Source organism: Tessaracoccus lacteus (assembly GCF_029917005.1).
Classification (GTDB): Bacteria; Actinomycetota; Actinomycetes; order Propionibacteriales; family Propionibacteriaceae; genus Arachnia; species Arachnia lactea.
Window position 1 is genome coordinate 2831270 of sequence record NZ_CP123967.1, and the last position, 15154, is coordinate 2846423.

10 protein-coding genes and 3 pseudogenes are annotated in these 15154 nt (G+C 66.8%); 8 read left to right on the top strand and 5 right to left on the bottom strand.

Annotation, left to right across the window (positions count from 1 at the left end; translation table 11 throughout):
• Positions 1 to 41: 41 nt before the first annotated feature.
• A pseudogene (gene serS / locus QH948_RS13145) lies at positions 42 to 1315 on the bottom strand (serine--tRNA ligase).
• 166 nt (positions 1316 to 1481) lie between these two features.
• Here serS and istA point away from each other — a divergent pair.
• The 3 genes and pseudogenes from istA to QH948_RS13160 form a co-directional block, all read left to right on the top strand.
• On the top strand, positions 1482 to 3065 hold the full coding sequence (istA, locus tag QH948_RS13150; protein WP_438874102.1) for an IS21 family transposase: 1584 nt from the start codon (positions 1482 to 1484) through the stop codon (positions 3063 to 3065).
• 33 nt (positions 3066 to 3098) lie between these two features.
• Positions 3099 to 3860, top strand: coding sequence for an IS21-like element helper ATPase IstB (gene istB, locus QH948_RS13155; protein WP_281146209.1), 762 nt, complete (start codon positions 3099 to 3101; stop codon positions 3858 to 3860).
• Positions 3861 to 3957: 97 nt separating this feature from the next.
• Positions 3958 to 4251, top strand: a pseudogene (locus tag QH948_RS13160) (integrase core domain-containing protein); the annotation flags it as partial.
• A 278-nt stretch (positions 4252 to 4529) separates the two neighbouring features.
• Here the strand turns inward: QH948_RS13160 and QH948_RS13165 are convergent.
• A complete protein-coding gene (locus QH948_RS13165; RefSeq protein ID WP_281144788.1) occupies positions 4530 to 5675 on the bottom strand; it encodes a UDP-galactopyranose/dTDP-fucopyranose mutase family protein in 1146 nt (381 codons plus the stop codon).
• A gap of 198 nt (positions 5676 to 5873) precedes the next feature.
• Between QH948_RS13165 and QH948_RS13170 the strand changes: the two genes are divergently transcribed.
• Both QH948_RS13170 and QH948_RS13175 read left to right on the top strand, forming a co-directional pair.
• Positions 5874 to 6764, top strand: coding sequence for a glycosyltransferase (locus tag QH948_RS13170; protein WP_281144789.1), 891 nt, complete (start codon positions 5874 to 5876; stop codon positions 6762 to 6764).
• On the top strand, positions 6761 to 7924 hold the full coding sequence (locus tag QH948_RS13175; protein ID WP_281144790.1) for a nucleotide sugar dehydrogenase: 1164 nt from the start codon (positions 6761 to 6763) through the stop codon (positions 7922 to 7924). Before QH948_RS13170 ends, QH948_RS13175 begins: the two co-directional genes overlap by 4 nt.
• 182 nt (positions 7925 to 8106) lie before the next feature.
• Here QH948_RS13175 and argF read toward each other — a convergent pair whose 3' ends face one another.
• Positions 8107 to 9102, bottom strand: a complete 996-nt coding sequence (gene argF, locus QH948_RS13180) for an ornithine carbamoyltransferase (RefSeq protein WP_281144791.1) — start codon at positions 9100 to 9102, stop codon at positions 8107 to 8109.
• Between the two features lie 282 nt (positions 9103 to 9384).
• Positions 9385 to 9858, bottom strand: coding sequence for a low molecular weight protein-tyrosine-phosphatase (locus tag QH948_RS13185; RefSeq protein ID WP_281144792.1), 474 nt, complete (start codon positions 9856 to 9858; stop codon positions 9385 to 9387).
• A gap of 93 nt (positions 9859 to 9951) precedes the next feature.
• Here QH948_RS13185 and QH948_RS13190 point away from each other — a divergent pair, with 93 nt between their 5' ends.
• From QH948_RS13190 to QH948_RS13200, 3 genes are all read left to right on the top strand, one after another.
• Positions 9952 to 10638, top strand: a complete 687-nt coding sequence (locus tag QH948_RS13190; RefSeq protein ID WP_219082668.1) for a response regulator transcription factor — start codon at positions 9952 to 9954, stop codon at positions 10636 to 10638.
• A gap of 32 nt (positions 10639 to 10670) precedes the next feature.
• Positions 10671 to 12056 (top strand): sensor histidine kinase, encoded by a 1386-nt coding sequence (locus QH948_RS13195; protein WP_438874143.1) that lies wholly within the window; start codon positions 10671 to 10673, stop codon positions 12054 to 12056.
• Positions 12057 to 12828: 772 nt separating this feature from the next.
• Positions 12829 to 13209 (top strand): hypothetical protein, encoded by a 381-nt coding sequence (locus QH948_RS13200; RefSeq protein WP_281144793.1) that lies wholly within the window; start codon positions 12829 to 12831, stop codon positions 13207 to 13209.
• 571 nt (positions 13210 to 13780) lie between these two features.
• Here the strand turns inward: QH948_RS13200 and QH948_RS13205 are convergent.
• Positions 13781 to 15092, bottom strand: a pseudogene (locus QH948_RS13205) (ISL3 family transposase).
• Between the last annotated feature and the right edge of the window lie 62 nt (positions 15093 to 15154).

Below are 15154 nucleotides of genomic sequence, written 5' to 3' on the forward strand. Positions count from 1 at the left end.
GTTTCACTGGGCGGAAGCACCGGGTCAGCCAACCGGCCACCTCAGGCGACCGGTGCCAGGACCTCCCGGCCACCGAGGTAGGGGCGGAGGGCCTCCGGGACACGGATGGACCCGTCGGCCTACTGATGGTTCTCCAGCAGCATGATGATGATGCGGGTCATGGCACACAGGGTGCCGTTCAGGGTCGCGACGGGACGCACGCCGTCCTCGAAGCGGCCACGGATGTTGAGCCTGCGCGCCTGGAACTCGGTGCAGTTCGACGTCGAGGTGACCTCGCGGTAGCGATTCTGCGTCGGCAGCCACGCGTAGCAGTCGTACTTGCGTGCCGCGCTGAGCCCGAGGTCACCGGAGGCCACGTCGAGCACCTCGAACGGCAACTCGAGCGCCTGGAGGAAGGCCTTCTCGTAGCCAAGGAGCAACTCGTGCCAGCGCTCGGCGTCGGCCGGGTCGCAGTAGACGAACATCTCGACCTTGTCGAACCAGTGCACGCGGAAGATGCCGCGGGTGTCCTTGCCGTAGGAGCCGGCCTCGCGGCGGAAGCACGGGGAGTAGGCGGCGTAGGTGCGCGGCAGGCTTCCACCGTCGAGGATCTCGTCGGAATGGTAGGCGGCGAGCGCCACCTCGGAGGTGCCCACCAGGTACAGATCGTCCTCCGCAAGGTGGTAGACGTCCTGCGCCGCCTGGCCGAGGAACCCGGTGCCCTCCATCGCCGACGGCTTGACGAGGGCCGGCGGGATCATGGCCGTGAAGCCCCACTCGGTGGCCTTGCTCATCGCGAAGTTGAGCAGCGCGATCTCGAGCTGGGCGCCGATGCCGGTGAGCACGTAGAAGCGGGAACCCGAGATCTTCGTGCCGCGCTCCATGTCGATGGCACGCAGGCCCTCACCGAGCTCGAGGTGATCCTTGGGTTCGAATCCCTCGGCCGCGAAGTCACGCGGGGTGCCGAAGCGCTCGATCACGACACCCTCGTCCTCACCGCCCTCCGGGACGCCGTCGATGACGAGGTTGCCGAGCTGCTTCATCAGCTCGTCGAAGCGGGCCCCGCCTCCGCGGTGGCCGACTGCGAGGCCTTGACGTCGGCGGCGAGCTGCTTGGTCCTCGCGAGCAGGGCCTGCTTCTCGTCGCCCTTGGCCTGGGCGACCTGCTTGCCGAGCGCCTTCTGCTCGGCGCGCTGGGTCTCGGAGGCCAGGATCGCGGCCCTGCGCGACTCATCAGCGGCGATCAGGTCATCGACGAGTTCGACCGAGGCGCCGCGGGCGGCCTGGGAGCGTCGGACGCGGTCGGGATCTGCGCGCAGCCACTTCGGATCAATCATGGGCCCAACATTACCCATCGGAGACCGTTCGGCCGCTCTGGAAATGACAGTCTGATTTGGCCCCACTGTGACGGTCCGTTCTGGCTCCGGGTGGTGACACGCGGGCCGATTGTGACGGTCTGATCTGGCCCCACCCTTGAGGCTGGTCGTTGAGTGTTCGTCGACGATGAAGGGGTGGGCCGGAGTGTCTGGTGGGAGTCGTGTCAGGGTGTTCGAAGCGATCCGTAGGGACCGTCGGGATGATCCCGATGTGTCGATTCGTGAGTTGGCGTCGCGTCATGGGGTGCACCGGCGCACGGTGCGGCAGGCGTTGGTGTCGGCGGAGCCGCCGCCGCGGAAGGTGGCGCAGCGGGAGGCGCCGGTGCTGGGGCCGGTGAAGCCGTTGATCGACGCGATGCTGCGCGAGGATCTGGACGCGCCCCGCAAGCAACGCCACACGGCCCGACGGATCAGGGAACGTCTGGTTGAGGAGCATCAGGTGGTGGTGGCCTATCCGACGGTGCGTGACTATGTCCGCGACGCGCGGCCGCGGATCGCCGTCGAGGCGGGTCGGCAGTTGGTCGAGGTGTTCGTGCCGCAGACTCACGCTCCTGGCGCCGAAGCCGAGGTCGACTTCGCCGACTTGTGGATCGTGTTGGCGGGGGTGAAGACCAAGGTGTTCTTGTTCACGCTGCGGTTGTCGTACTCGGGTCGGGCGGTCCATCGCGCGTATTCGACCGCCTCACAGGAGGCGTTCCTCGACGGGCACCGCTACGCCTTCGAACAACTCGGCGGCATCCCGAGGGTCCATATCCGTTACGACAAATTGAAGGCGGCCGTGTCGCGGGTGTTGATGGGCAGGACCCGGGTCGAGTCGGACCGGTGGGTGACGTTCCGGTCCCACTACGGCTTCGACGTGTTCTACTGCCGTCCCGGGGTGGAAGGGGCACATGAGAAGGGCGGCGTTGAGGGCGAAGGCGGCCGTTTCCGCCGCACCCACACCGTCCCGATGCCGAAGGTCGACAGCATCGCCGAGCTGAACGCCTACTTCGCCCGCTGCGACGCCAAGGATGACCATCGGCGCGTCGGTCAGCGGGTCAGTACCGTCGGCGACGATTTCGCCGCCGAGGCCGCCCTGCTGCGGGACTTACCATCGGAGGCGTTCGAGACTGGGATCAGTTTGCGTCCGCGGGTCGATCGGCACGCGCGGGTCACCGTCCGCCAATGCCAGTACTCGGTGCCCGCCCGCCTGGTCGGCCGGCAGTTGAGGGTGTTGCTGCGCGCCACCCGGGTGCTGGTCTTTGACGGGCCCCGGCTGGTCGCCGAACACGAACGCTCCACCGTCCGCGGCTCGGTCAGCCTGGTCCTGGACCACTACCTGGAGGTGTTGGCCTACAAACCCGGCGCGCTGCCCGGGGCCACCGCCCTGGTCCAGGCCCGCAAGAACGGCGTGTTCACCGCAACCCATGACCACTACTGGACGGCAGCGAAGAACGCCTACGGCGACAAGTCGGGCACACAGGCGTTGGTCGAGGCCCTTCTGCTGCACCGCCAGTACCCCCACGCGCAGGTAATCGCCGGGTTGCAGGCCGCGCTCAGCGTTGGCGCCCTGGCCCCCGAGGCCGTCGCCGTCGAAGTGCGTCGCGCCGGCGAAACCACACCCCAGCTGGGGATCGTCGAGGTCGACGGCCAGATCGCCTACCCCACCGACACCAGAGGCGTCCCCAACGTCGCCATCTACGACGAACTACTCACCCAAGGAGCCCGATGACGACCCTCACCCCCCCAAGCCGTCGAGGTCGCGATCGACACCGCCTGCCGGACCCTACGACTACCGACCATCCGCACCCAAGCAGCCCCCGCTGCGGCCCTGGCCGCTCGGGAGCAGCACACCTACCAGGGCTTCCTGGCCGAGTTGCTGCTCGCCGAGTGTGACGACCGTGACGAACGCCGCCGAGCCCGCCGCGTCCACGACGCCGGCTTCCCCCGACCCAAGCGACTCGACGACCTCGACTACAGCGCCAACACCAGCCTGAACCCGGCCGTCATCAACACCCTCGCCGCTGGCGACTGGATCGCCAAAGGCCGACCCCTGTGTCTGATCGGCGACTCCGGGACCGGGAAAACCCACCTCCTCATCGGGATCGGCACCGCCGCCGCCGAGGCCGGCTACCGGGTCCGTTACGTCCTGGCCTCCCGCTTGGTGAACGAGCTCGCCGAAGCCGACAACGACCGCGCCCTCACCAAAGTCATCGCCCGCTACGGCCGCGTCGATCTGCTCTGCCTCGACGAACTCGGCTATCTCCAACTCGACCGCCGAGGCGCCGAACTCCTCTTCCAAATCCTCACCGAACGCGAAGAGAAGACCGCCATCGCCATCGCCTCCAACGAACCCTTCAGCGGCTGGACCAAGACATTCACCGACCCCCGCCTCTGCGCCGCCATCGTCGACCGCCTCACCTACGACGGCACCATCATCGAAACAGGCACAACCAGCTACCGCCTCGCCCACACCCGCGCCAGTGGGGCCAACTCAAGCCGTCCCAGTGGAGCCAAGTCGAGTTGACATTCTCAGAGCCTCAACTGGAAGACACCTGCCGAGGTGTTCGAGGAGCAGCTACGCTCACTCTCACAGCCCGGTGTTGCATCGACCGGTTGAACCCAGCCAATTCCGGTCACGGAAGTTCCTGGCAGCGCTACGCCAGCACGGGCTCGCTGGTTCGATGGGCCAGGTCGCCTCGGCCGGGGACAACGCCGCCATGGAATCGTTCTTCGCACTGCTCCAGAAGAACGTGCTGGACCGGCGGCGCTGGGCCACCCGACAGGACCTGCGAATCCAGATCGTGACCTGGATCGAACGCACCTACCACCGCCGACGACGACAGGCCCGACTCGGCCGCTTGACCCCCATCGAATACGAGACAATCATGACCACACCGGCCCTCCAGGCCGCCTAACCCAACCTGTCACCAAGACGTGCAGCAGTCCCACCACGACGGTGGCGTCCGTGTCCAGCGGTGGCGCCTGCGGGTTGCGGTGGCGACGGTCCGGAACGACGGCGCGCCCCCGCCCGCCGCCGTCGACGCGCCACCCGTAAGCACACACACCACCCTTAGGCGCACACGCCACCCTTAGGCGCACACGCCACCCTTAGGCGCACACGCCACCCTTAGCAGCAAAAACCACCACCACGACGGTGGCGTCCGTGTCCAGCGGTGGCGTCTGCGGGTTACGGTCAGAGCACTCGCGCGTAGAAGGGACGCAGCGTCCTGCCCGACGACAGCGACTCCAGCATCTGGTCCGACGCGGCCAGCGCCTCGCCGATCGTCACGTCCATGTCGAGGTACCGGTAGGTCCCCAGTCGACCGACGAACGTCACGCCCGACGCGGCCTCGGCCCGGGCGACGTAGTCACGCAGGAGCCCCTTGTCGTTGGCGAGTCGGATCGGGTAGTAGGGCGTGTCGTCGGGGCCGCAAAGGCGGCTGAACTCGCGGAACGCAACCGTCTTGTCGTGCTCCTCCCACGGCGCGAAATGCTTGTGCTCCGCGATGCGGGTGAAGGGCGTCTCGAAGTCGCCGTAGTTCATCACCGAGCAGCCTTGGAGGTCGCCGTCGGCGCGGATCTCCTCGAAGTCGAGCGTCCGGTATCCCAGCCGCCCCTGGTCGTAGCCGAACCAGGCATCCAGCGGCCCGGTCCACACGACGTGGTCGAAGTCGACACGGTCGTCGTCGGTCAGCGGTGTGCTCAGCCGCACCTCGATGCCGGGGTGGTCGAGGATCGCCTCGACGATGGTCGTGTAGCCGTGACGCGGCATCGCCTGGTGCGGGTGGTTGAAGTAGGAGTCCTCGTAGGAGAACCGCACCGGCAGCCGCTTGAGGATCGACGCCGGCAGCTCGGTCGGGTCGAGTCCCCACTGCTTGCGCGTGTAGCCGTAGAAGAAGGCCTCGTAGATCCGGCGGCCGACGAACTTGAGCGCCTGCTCCTCGAAGTTGGCGGGCTCCCCGATCGTGGGGTCGGACTGCATCTCGATGAACTCGCGCGCCTCGTCGGGGCCCATCGCGGTCTCGAAGAGCTGGTTGATCGTCAGCAGGTTGACCGGCAGGAGGTAGACGCGACCGCCGACGGTGGTACGCACGCGGTGGTTGAAGGGCACCATCTCGCCGAAGCCGTTGATGTAGTTCCAGACCCGCTCGTCGCCGGTGTGGAAGATATGTGGCCCGTAGCGGTGGATCATGATGCCCGTGTCCGGATCGCGCTCGGTGTGGCAGTTGCCCGCGACGTGATCGCGCTGCTCGAAGACCACCACGCGGTGGCCCTCCTCCGCGAACCGACGGGCGATGACGGCCCCCGAGAACCCGGCCCCCGCGATGCCGATCTGCATATCGTCTCCCTCTGCTCCGCTAGCTGCCTACGCACTCCATATAAGCGGCCATGGACTCTCCCCGGGAGGGCATTGGGCGCGAGTTATCCGCATGTTCAACCACGCCATGTACCCCGTCATCTGCTGTTCATACGACGCTCACCCTCCCGACCCCCACCGTTGGTCGACCGGGGCATCTTGGTCCGTAGGCTGCCTGATGTGAAGCCCCCAAGGCGCCCGCGTTGGAGCGTGGTCATCCCCGCCCACAACTGCGCGCATTACCTGACGTGGACCCTGCAGAGCGTGATGGGTCAGCTCGGCTGTCGCTCGGACGCCGAGATCATCGTCGTCGATGATGGCTCCACCGACCGACCGCACGAGGTGGTCGACCGCTTCGGCGGGGGCAGAGTCACGATCGTGCGCAGCGATACCCCGCGCGGTGCGGTGCCGAACTTCAACCACTGCCTCGCGCAGGCGTCCGGCGAGCTGATCCACCTCCTCCACGGCGACGACCTTGTCCTTCCAGGCTTCTACGATGCCATGGACCGGGCCTTCGAGACGCCCGGGCTGGCGGCCGCCTTCTGCCGGACGCAGCACGTCGATTCCCACAGCAACCCCATGGCCGTGACCCGGCGCTATGTCCACGGCGGAGGCGTGTGGGGAGGAGCACTGATGGCGCTCGCCGCGTCCAACCGGATCTCGACGCCGTCGATGGTCGTCCACGCCGACACCTATGCCGCCGTCGGGACATTCGACGAGACGCTGCCACACGCCGCCGACTGGCACATGTGGGCACGCGTCGCGGCGCACGGCCCCGTCTACTTCGTCGACCAGGTGCTGGCGCAGTACCGCGTGCACGAGGCGAGCGACTCCAGTTCACGCATCCGCACGGGTGCGAACATGGCGGAGCGGTACTCGGCGTTGGAGCACGTGCTGAAGCTGGTGCCGCGGAACGTCCGGCCGAGGCTACGACGGTCGGCAGCGGCGCTCGGGTGCTACTACGCGCTCAGGATGACCAGGCGCCAGCTGCGCGCGGGCAATCTCGGCACGGCGGCGGTCCAGGCCGGATGGGCGGCACGATCGCTGCGACGGGCGGTGCTGGCCGCATGAGGGTCGCCGTAGCAGGACTGGGTTACGTGGGACTCGCGAACGCGACGCTGCTCGCGCAGCGACATGAGGTGGTTGCTCTCGACATCAACGCCGACCGCGTCGTGGCAGTCAACGAGCGGCGCTGCCCGATCGAAGACGTGGACATCGAGCGGTTCTTCGCCGAGGTGCCGCTCGATCTCAGGGCCACGACCGAACCGACGGAGGCCCTCGTCGGCGCCCGGTTCGTGGTCATCGCGACGCCGACGAACTACGACCAGGAGCTCAACGAGTTCGACACGTCGTCGATCGAGGCAGTCCTCGACCAGGTCGAAGAGCTGTCGCCGGACTCGACCGTGGTCATCAAGTCGACGGTGCCCGTCGGGTACACGCGCCGGATCCGCGGCGCCTACCCCGGGCTGCGGATCCTGTTCTCGCCGGAGTTTCTCCGCGAGGGCCGGGCCCTGCACGACAACCTGCATCCGTCGCGGATCGTGGTCGGTGACCCGGGCCCGGAGGCGGAGGAGTTCGCCCGCACCCTGCAGGAGGCGGCGCATGAGCCGGCGCCGGTGCTCATCACGCACACCACCGAGGCCGAGGCGATCAAGCTGTTCGCCAACACCTTCCTGGCACTGCGGGTCGCGTACTTCAACGAGCTCGACAGTTTCGCGCTGCAGCACGACCTGGACGCCCGGATGCTGCTGGAGGGGGTCTGCTTCGATGCCAGGATCGGCAGCTTCTACAACAATCCCAGCTTCGGCTACGGCGGATACTGCCTGCCGAAGGACAGCCAGCAGCTGCTCGCCAACTACCGCGACGTGCCGCAGAACCTGATACGCGCCGTCGTCGACTCCAACCAGACACGGCAGGACGTCATCGCCGCCGACGTGTTGGCGCGGGGTGCTGAGGTGGTCGGTGTGCACCGGCTGACGATGAAGGCGGGGTCGGACAACATCCGGGAGTCGTCGGTGCAGGGCGTGATCCGTCGGCTCCGCGACGCTGGGGCCACCGTCGTGATCTACGAGCCCATGATCGAGGGCGCGACGTTCGCGGGCTGCGAGCTCGTCGAGAGCCTCGACGAGCTCAAGCGTCGCGCGGACCTGATCATCGCGAACCGGTGGTCCGACGAGCTGGACGACGTCGCGGATCGGGTCTACTCCCGCGACGTGTTCCGCGCCAACTGACTCCGTCGGGGCACCCTCCCCACGAACCGTGTGCCGCCCTTCCCGCGGATCGTCGGCCGTCCTTCCCACGCGACCCCGTCCGTCGCGCTCCCTCGGACCGTCCGGCGCGGTCCCGAAAATCGACCAGTGAACGGTTCTCCCCGGTCCGGACACGAGAAGCGCACACTCCCTCGTGGGTCGGGTCAGCCTGCCAGCGTCGCGACCAGAACCGCCTTGATGGTGTGCATGCGGTTCTCGGCCTGATCGAAGACGATGCTCGCCTCCGATTCGAAGACGTCGTCGGTGACCTCGACGCCCTCGATGCCGAACTGCTCCTTGAGGTCGCGGCCGACGGACGTGCCGAGGTCGTGGAACGCAGGCAGGCAGTGCATGAACTTCACGTCGGGGTTGCCGGTGAGGGCGAGGAGTTCGGCGTTGACCTGGTAGGGCCGCAGCAGCGCGATCCTCTCGGCCCAGACCTCCTTGGGCTCACCGAGGGAGACCCAGACGTCGGTGTAGATGAAGTCGCAGCCCTTGACCCCGACGGCGACATCGTCGGTGACGGTGATGCGGGCGCCGGTGGTCTCCGCGATGGTGCGGGCCCGCTCGACGATCTCGGGGGCGTTGTGCTGCGAGACCGGCGCGACCATGCGCACGTCCATGCCCATCATGGCGCCGGAGATCAGCAGCGAGTTGCCGACGTTGTTGCGGGCGTCGCCCATGAACGCGAAGGCGATCTCGTTCAGCGGCTTGTCGGAGTGCTCGATCATGGTGAGCTGGTCGGCGAGCATCTGCGTGGGGTGCCAGTCGTCGGTGAGCCCGTTGAAGACGGGCACGCCGGCGTGGGCGGCGAGGGTCTCGACGACGTCCTGGCCGGACCCGCGGTACTCGATGCCGTCGTACCAGCGGCCGAGCACACGGGCGGTGTCGGCGGCCGACTCCTTGTGTCCGATCTGCGAGCCGGACGGGTCGAGGTAGGTGGTGGTGCCGCCCTGGTCGGCCATGGCGACCTCGAACGCGCAGCGGGTGCGCGTCGACGTCTTCTCGAACAGCAGCGCGACCTGCTTCCCCTCGAGCCGCTTCGTCTCTCGACGCTCGCGTCGCTCGGCCTTCAGCTCGGCTGCGAGGTCGAGCAGACCCCGCCATTCGTCGGTGGTGAAGTCGAGTTCCTTGAGGAAGCTGCGGCCGAGCAGGCTCATGGCGGCGCCTTTCGTGAGGTGAGTCTTCACCCTAGTACCGCGCACGTCGGCGCGGTCGGCAGGTTCATGCGTCGCAGGAGTTCGCCGGCCGCCATACGGTCCAGCCCCGCCCACTTCCTCATCCCGCGCACAACTGTGGCCTGGTCCCCAGCACCCGGAAACAGCGCGCGTGCTGGGGACCAGGCCACTCTTGTGCGCGAACCAGGCTGGCTCGGGCGGAGGGCGCCCAAAAGGAGGGCGGCCACGCAGGCAGGCAGCTCGATCAGGCCGCCCCGGAACCGGTCACGCAGGCGTGGCCGGGTGCCACTCTGCCGTGACGGCTTCCAGGATCCCCGGCATGGCCGCCTCAATGTCCGACAGCGTCGACTCGAAGCCCGCCGGGCCGCCGTACCAGGGGTCGTCGAGGGGTTCACCCTTCTTCTCCGGGTTGTAGTCGTTGAGCAGCTCGACGGGGACGCCGGGGGCCAAGCCGCGCAGCCGGGCGACCTGGAACGGCTCGACGGCGATCACCAGGTCGGCGTCGCGGAGGTCAGCCGAGGTGACCTGCCGCGCCTCGTGGGCGTCGGTGCGGTAGCCGGCGTCATCCAACACGCGCACGGCCCGCAGGTCGATGGGGTTGCCACGTTCCTCGTCGGAGATACCGAAGCTGGACACCTCGACGTCGAGGCCCTGCTCGTCGATGAGCTTCTCGGCGACGCGCTCCGCCATCGGGGAGCGGCAGATGTTGCCCCAGCAGACGAAAACCAGCTTTGTCATGCGGACACACTAGCGACCGGCACGGCTGCCGGGTGGAGTCGGTGGACCCAGGTAGGATGCCAGCAGTCGGTGGAAAGTGACAGGGTTACAGGCATGCACATCTTGGTGGTGGACGACGATCAGGCCGTTCGAGATTCGCTCGCTCGCTCGCTGACCTACTCCGGCGACGACGTACAGACCGCAGCCGACGGCGTGGAGGCCCTCGCCAAGCTCGTGAGCTACCAGCCGGACGCCATCATCATGGACGTGATGATGCCGAGGCTCGACGGTCTCGAGACCACCCGGATGCTCCGCCAGGGCGGCAACGACATCCCCATTCTCATCCTGACAGCGCGCGACGCGGTCGGCGACCGGGTCGACGGCCTAGACGCCGGCGCCGACGACTACATGGTCAAGCCCTTCGCGCTCGACGAGCTCCTCGCGCGCCTGCGGGCCCTCACCCGGCGCTCGAAGCCGGCCCCCGAGGCCGAGTCGCGGGTGCTGACCTTCCAGGACGTGACCCTCGACACCCAGCACCGCGAGGTGACCCGCGGCGGGCAGCACATCTCCCTGACGCGCACCGAGTTCGCACTGCTCCAGGTGTTCATGGAGAACCCCCGTCGCGTGATGGAGCGCAACACCCTGCTGAACGAGGTGTGGGGGTTCGAGTTCCCGACGACGGCGAACTCGCTCGAGGTCTACATCGGCTACCTGCGCCGCAAGACGGAGGCCGGCGGCAAGTCCCGCCTCATCCACACGGTGCGGGGCATCGGTTACGTCCTGCGTGAATCGCCCCCGTGATCGGCAGCTGGTGGATCCGGATCAGTCGGGCGATCAACCGCCTAGCCAGTGGGCAGTCACTGCAGTGGCGCCTGGCGTTCCTGACCGGTCTCTCCGTCGCGCTGTCGGTGATCCTCGTCGGCGGCGCGACGTACACCGTCGCGCGGTGGTCGCTGCTTGACCAGCTCGACAACGAGCTGACCGCCGTCGCACAGGACCTGGCGACCACCGTCGCCACGAACATCGAGACGATGGGTGGCCTCACGTCGGGCACGCTCGAGACATCGAACGGCCTGATGTCACTGGTGCGTGCCGACGGCGTGGTGTCCCAGATGCCCGGGCAGAGCGTCGACCTGCTTGCCGGACCCGAAGAGATCAGCATCGCGCGGCTGCGCGCCGGATCGTCGGCCCGCGATGTGTACGAGGGCGGCGTCGTCTACCGCGCCGTCGCCGTCCCGTTGACGACCTCCGAGGGCCACTACGCGGTGATGTTCGCGCGCCCCACGACCGCGCTCGAGTCGACGCTGGCCTCGCTCTGGCTGGTGCTGCTGACCGCCGGGCTCCTTGGCGTCGTGACGACCACCACCGCCGCGCTGTGGACCGCGCGCGCCGTCCTGGCACCCGTGCGCCGACTGTCACTGGCCGTGAAGGCCGTCACGCAGACAGACCAGCTGAACCCGATCCGTATCTACGGCCGTGACGACCTCGGCGAACTGACGCAGTCGTTCAACACCATGCTGAAGTCGCTGCAGCAGTCGAGGGAGCAGCAACGCCAGCTGATCGCCGACGCCGGCCACGAGCTCCGCACCCCGCTGACGTCGATGCGCACGAACGTCGAACTGCTGGTGGCCGACGACAAGTCCGGCATGCTGCCCGAGGGTGCGCGCTCCGAGGTCCTCGGCGACGTCGCGGCCCAGCTGGGCGAGTTCTCTGCGCTGGTGGGCGACCTCGTCGCCCTGACCCGCGACGACCACCTCCAGCGCCCCCACGAGTTCCTCGACCTGGCCGAGGTCACCGACTCCGCCATCGCCCGCGCCCGCCGCCGCGGACCCAACATCAACTTCGCCGTCTCGATGGAGTCCACCCCGGTGATGGGCGACCCGTCGACGCTCGAGCGGGCCATCACGAACCTGCTCGACAACGCGGTGAAGTTCTCGCCGTCCGACGGGACCATCAAGGTGGACCTGCGCGACGGAACCCTCACGATCGTCGACGCGGGCCCGGGCATCGACGAGGACGACCTGCCCAACATCTTCGACCGGTTCTACCGCTCCGACAAGGCCCGCAACACCCCCGGCACGGGCCTTGGCCTGTCCATCGTCGCGCACACGGCCAAGGCGCATGGGGGCTCGGTGAAGGCCGGTAACGAGCCAGGCGGCGGCGCCAGGTTCACGTTCAGGATCCCCGTCGCAGAGATCCCGGAGGAGTTCCGGGACTGACGCTCCTAAGACAGGAAGGCTTCCAGACTAGCGACTGCGCAGTAGCACTTTGGAACTCCTATCCACCGCGCAGCCGATCCAGCACTGGGGAGCAGCCTCCGTATCAGATCTACGCCGTCGCATGCTGCGTACACCACGTAGCCATGTAGTATTCCAGCCACGCTAGTTCCAACGGTGGACGGAGGATGGAATGAACGACCATGTCGGCCGCGACAAGAATAATCCGTTGGATCAGGCCAAGCCTCCAGACTCAGATGCCTCCGCGCACGAGTCTGCAGGTGCCGCCCCGGGCCCACGACGGGTGCGGAACTGGCTCCGTAGCCCATATCAACCGTCTACGTGGCAAATAATAGCATTAGCATGCATCGGTGGATTCTTCTCTAACCTCGTCTTTCCTTCTGGCTTTACGGTCGCAAACTGGATACATGAAGATGCCGCCTCGGCCGAACAGGCCGAACAACTAAAGGAAGTAGCCAAAGAGATTAGAGAAGGGTTCCGAGGACTAAACCCAAGTCCCACAACCAGGACCGAGACAGCCTCTCAGGATGCATGCCGAGACGACGGCGAAATGTATGACGGAGGAAGCTGGGGCCCTTCGCGACCATTGTTTCGAACTATAGACGCGCCCCCGACATACGCACATTTCAACTCAGTCATCACAAACCCTGCCACCGGCGACGAGCGCAACTTCTACGTCGTCAGAGATGCAGCGATAACGCAGGATGGCGGATGGCAAGACAGTGTGACCGTAGAGCGTGGACATACTTACGTGATGCGGATCTACATCGTGAACAATTCAACAGACGACAGCGCTCTAGCCACTGGCACCCGACTCACGGTCAGCCTTCCAACATGCACGGGAACATCAATCGGCAGTTCTGCTTACATCTCCGCGTTCGACAGTTTCCCCGGGGAACTCTGGAACGATGTCGCATTCACGAGCGACGAGCCTTTCAATCTCGCCTACCGCCCCGCTACCGCAGAGATCTATAACAACGCTCAAGGAAGTCCCTTCGCTTTGACAACAACGGATTTCCTAGAGGCCGAGGGACAACTGATTGGATTCGACGACTTTGATGGCGTCGTGCGACCCGGTTACGCGTACGCCAACTACTTCTACTTCGAAGTTGTGCCCCAGTTTGCTCCTGAATAGACTCTCCGCGCTCCACATCTGGACAGGCGGACAGAACGACCTGGGGCTGCCCAACCTGTGTGTCGTGGAGCATGCGCATGATCGACAGCGGGCGAAGTTGATCAACGCTCCAGTTCCACGGCGCCACGCGGTAGTGGTGGCGGAAACGACGATGGCGGTGCCCGGAGCGGTCGCGTGCGGTGACCTCGTTCATGGAGCAGGACTCACAGCTCGCGCGCCTAGAACACTGCCCATCAGCCGGGCCACGTAGTGGACAACCGGGCAGATGCGGCGGGAGAACGCCTAGGTCCACGGCTTGCCCATCCAGCTAGTCTGCGTCTAAAGACCCCGTGGCGAGCCGTCAAACGTGTCCTTGGAGCAGCGGGCGACGATGAGACCCGCTTCGCGGGTGTGACCACATTTTGCGTTGACGAACGCATCTGGCATCACGTCTCCACCAAGCCTATCGACCAGGGCGGCCGCGGCCCGAAGAACTAACCGCCATGGTTGATCTCACCCGCGACAAGCACTGACATGTCCGGGCGTCGCTCCTCGAGCCTGGCCCCGGGTCGCTCTGGGGAGGCTTACTGGCTCATCGCAATTGAGGGTGTAGGTGTGGTCTGAATCCTCCGGCTTCGAGCAGACTTCGCGCGATGTAGTGCGTCAGGTTCCGGAAGCCCAGGGCGGAGCCGCGGAGGTGTTCGAGGCGCCCGTTGATGGCCTCGGTGGGGCCGTTGCTGGTGCCGGGGCGGTCGAAGAACGCGAGGATGTCTGCGGCGCGCAGCTTCAGGGTCCGACCGAGCCTGCGCAGTTCGATGACCCCGGAAGGCACACCGTGGGTGAGGGAGTCGATGAGCTGTTGCATGACGAACTTGCCGAGCTTCCGGTCGGGTTCCCGGTAGGCGGTGACCATGCGCTGGTAGATGCCCCAGGTCGCCTCAACGTCGGCGTGCTGCTCATCGGCGAACAGTGTTTCCAGACGGGCCTGCTGCTTCTGCGTGAGCAGGCTCGCTCCGGTGTGGAGGGTGCGGCGGGCCTTGTAGAGAGGATCCTCCTTCCTCCCGCGTCGCCCGAGAGCGTCACGTTGGACACGGCGTCGGCACTCATCGAGCGCATCACCGGCCAAGCGGACGACGTGGAAGGGATCCATCACCGCGGTGGCGTCGGGCAGTTCTTCGGTGGTGGCGGTCTTGAATCCGGTGAATCCGTCCATCGCGACCACCTCCACTGCAGAGCGCCATTGCTCCGGTCGGCTGGCGAGCCAGGTCTTGAACACGTGCTTGGAGCGACCTTCGACCATGTCCAACAGGCGGGCCGCGCCGGTGTCGTCCCTGACCGGGGTGAGGTCGATGATCACGGTGACGTACTTGTCGCCGTGCCGGGTGTGACGCCAGATGTGCTCGTCGACGCCGAGCACTGCGACGCCGTCGAAGCGGTGCGGGTCGTTGATCAGCACCCTGCGTTCTTTGGCCAAGACCGCGTCGTTGGCGGTGTTCCACGACACCGCCAAGCCGTCGGCGATCCGGGGCCACGGTCAGGTGGGCCAGCACCAGGCCTTCCAATGCCCACCGCAGCCCACGCCGGGACACCTTGGCTCGCGGCTCGGCGGCCTTAGTCATGTCCTGGCGCCACACATGCCCGCATTCGGCGCAGCGGTAGCGACGCACCGTGACCAGCAGGACGGTCGGCCGCCAGCCGAACGGCTCGTGCGCCAGCCGACGCACCACAGTGCCGCGCGGGGTCCCCTCGCAGCCGCACCGCCGGCACCACTGATCCGGCTCGACGACCCGGCAGGCCAGCACCGCACGATCCGGGTCGATCTGTTGGCCCACGGCCTCGAGACCGAGCTCGTCAAGACGGGTGAACGTGGTCAGGTCAGGGCGCGTGAAGGTAGCGTGGGACACGTCGAGGTCTTCCGGATGGGCAGTGTGAGAACTTCCATCATCGGGAGGCCTCGACCCTCAAC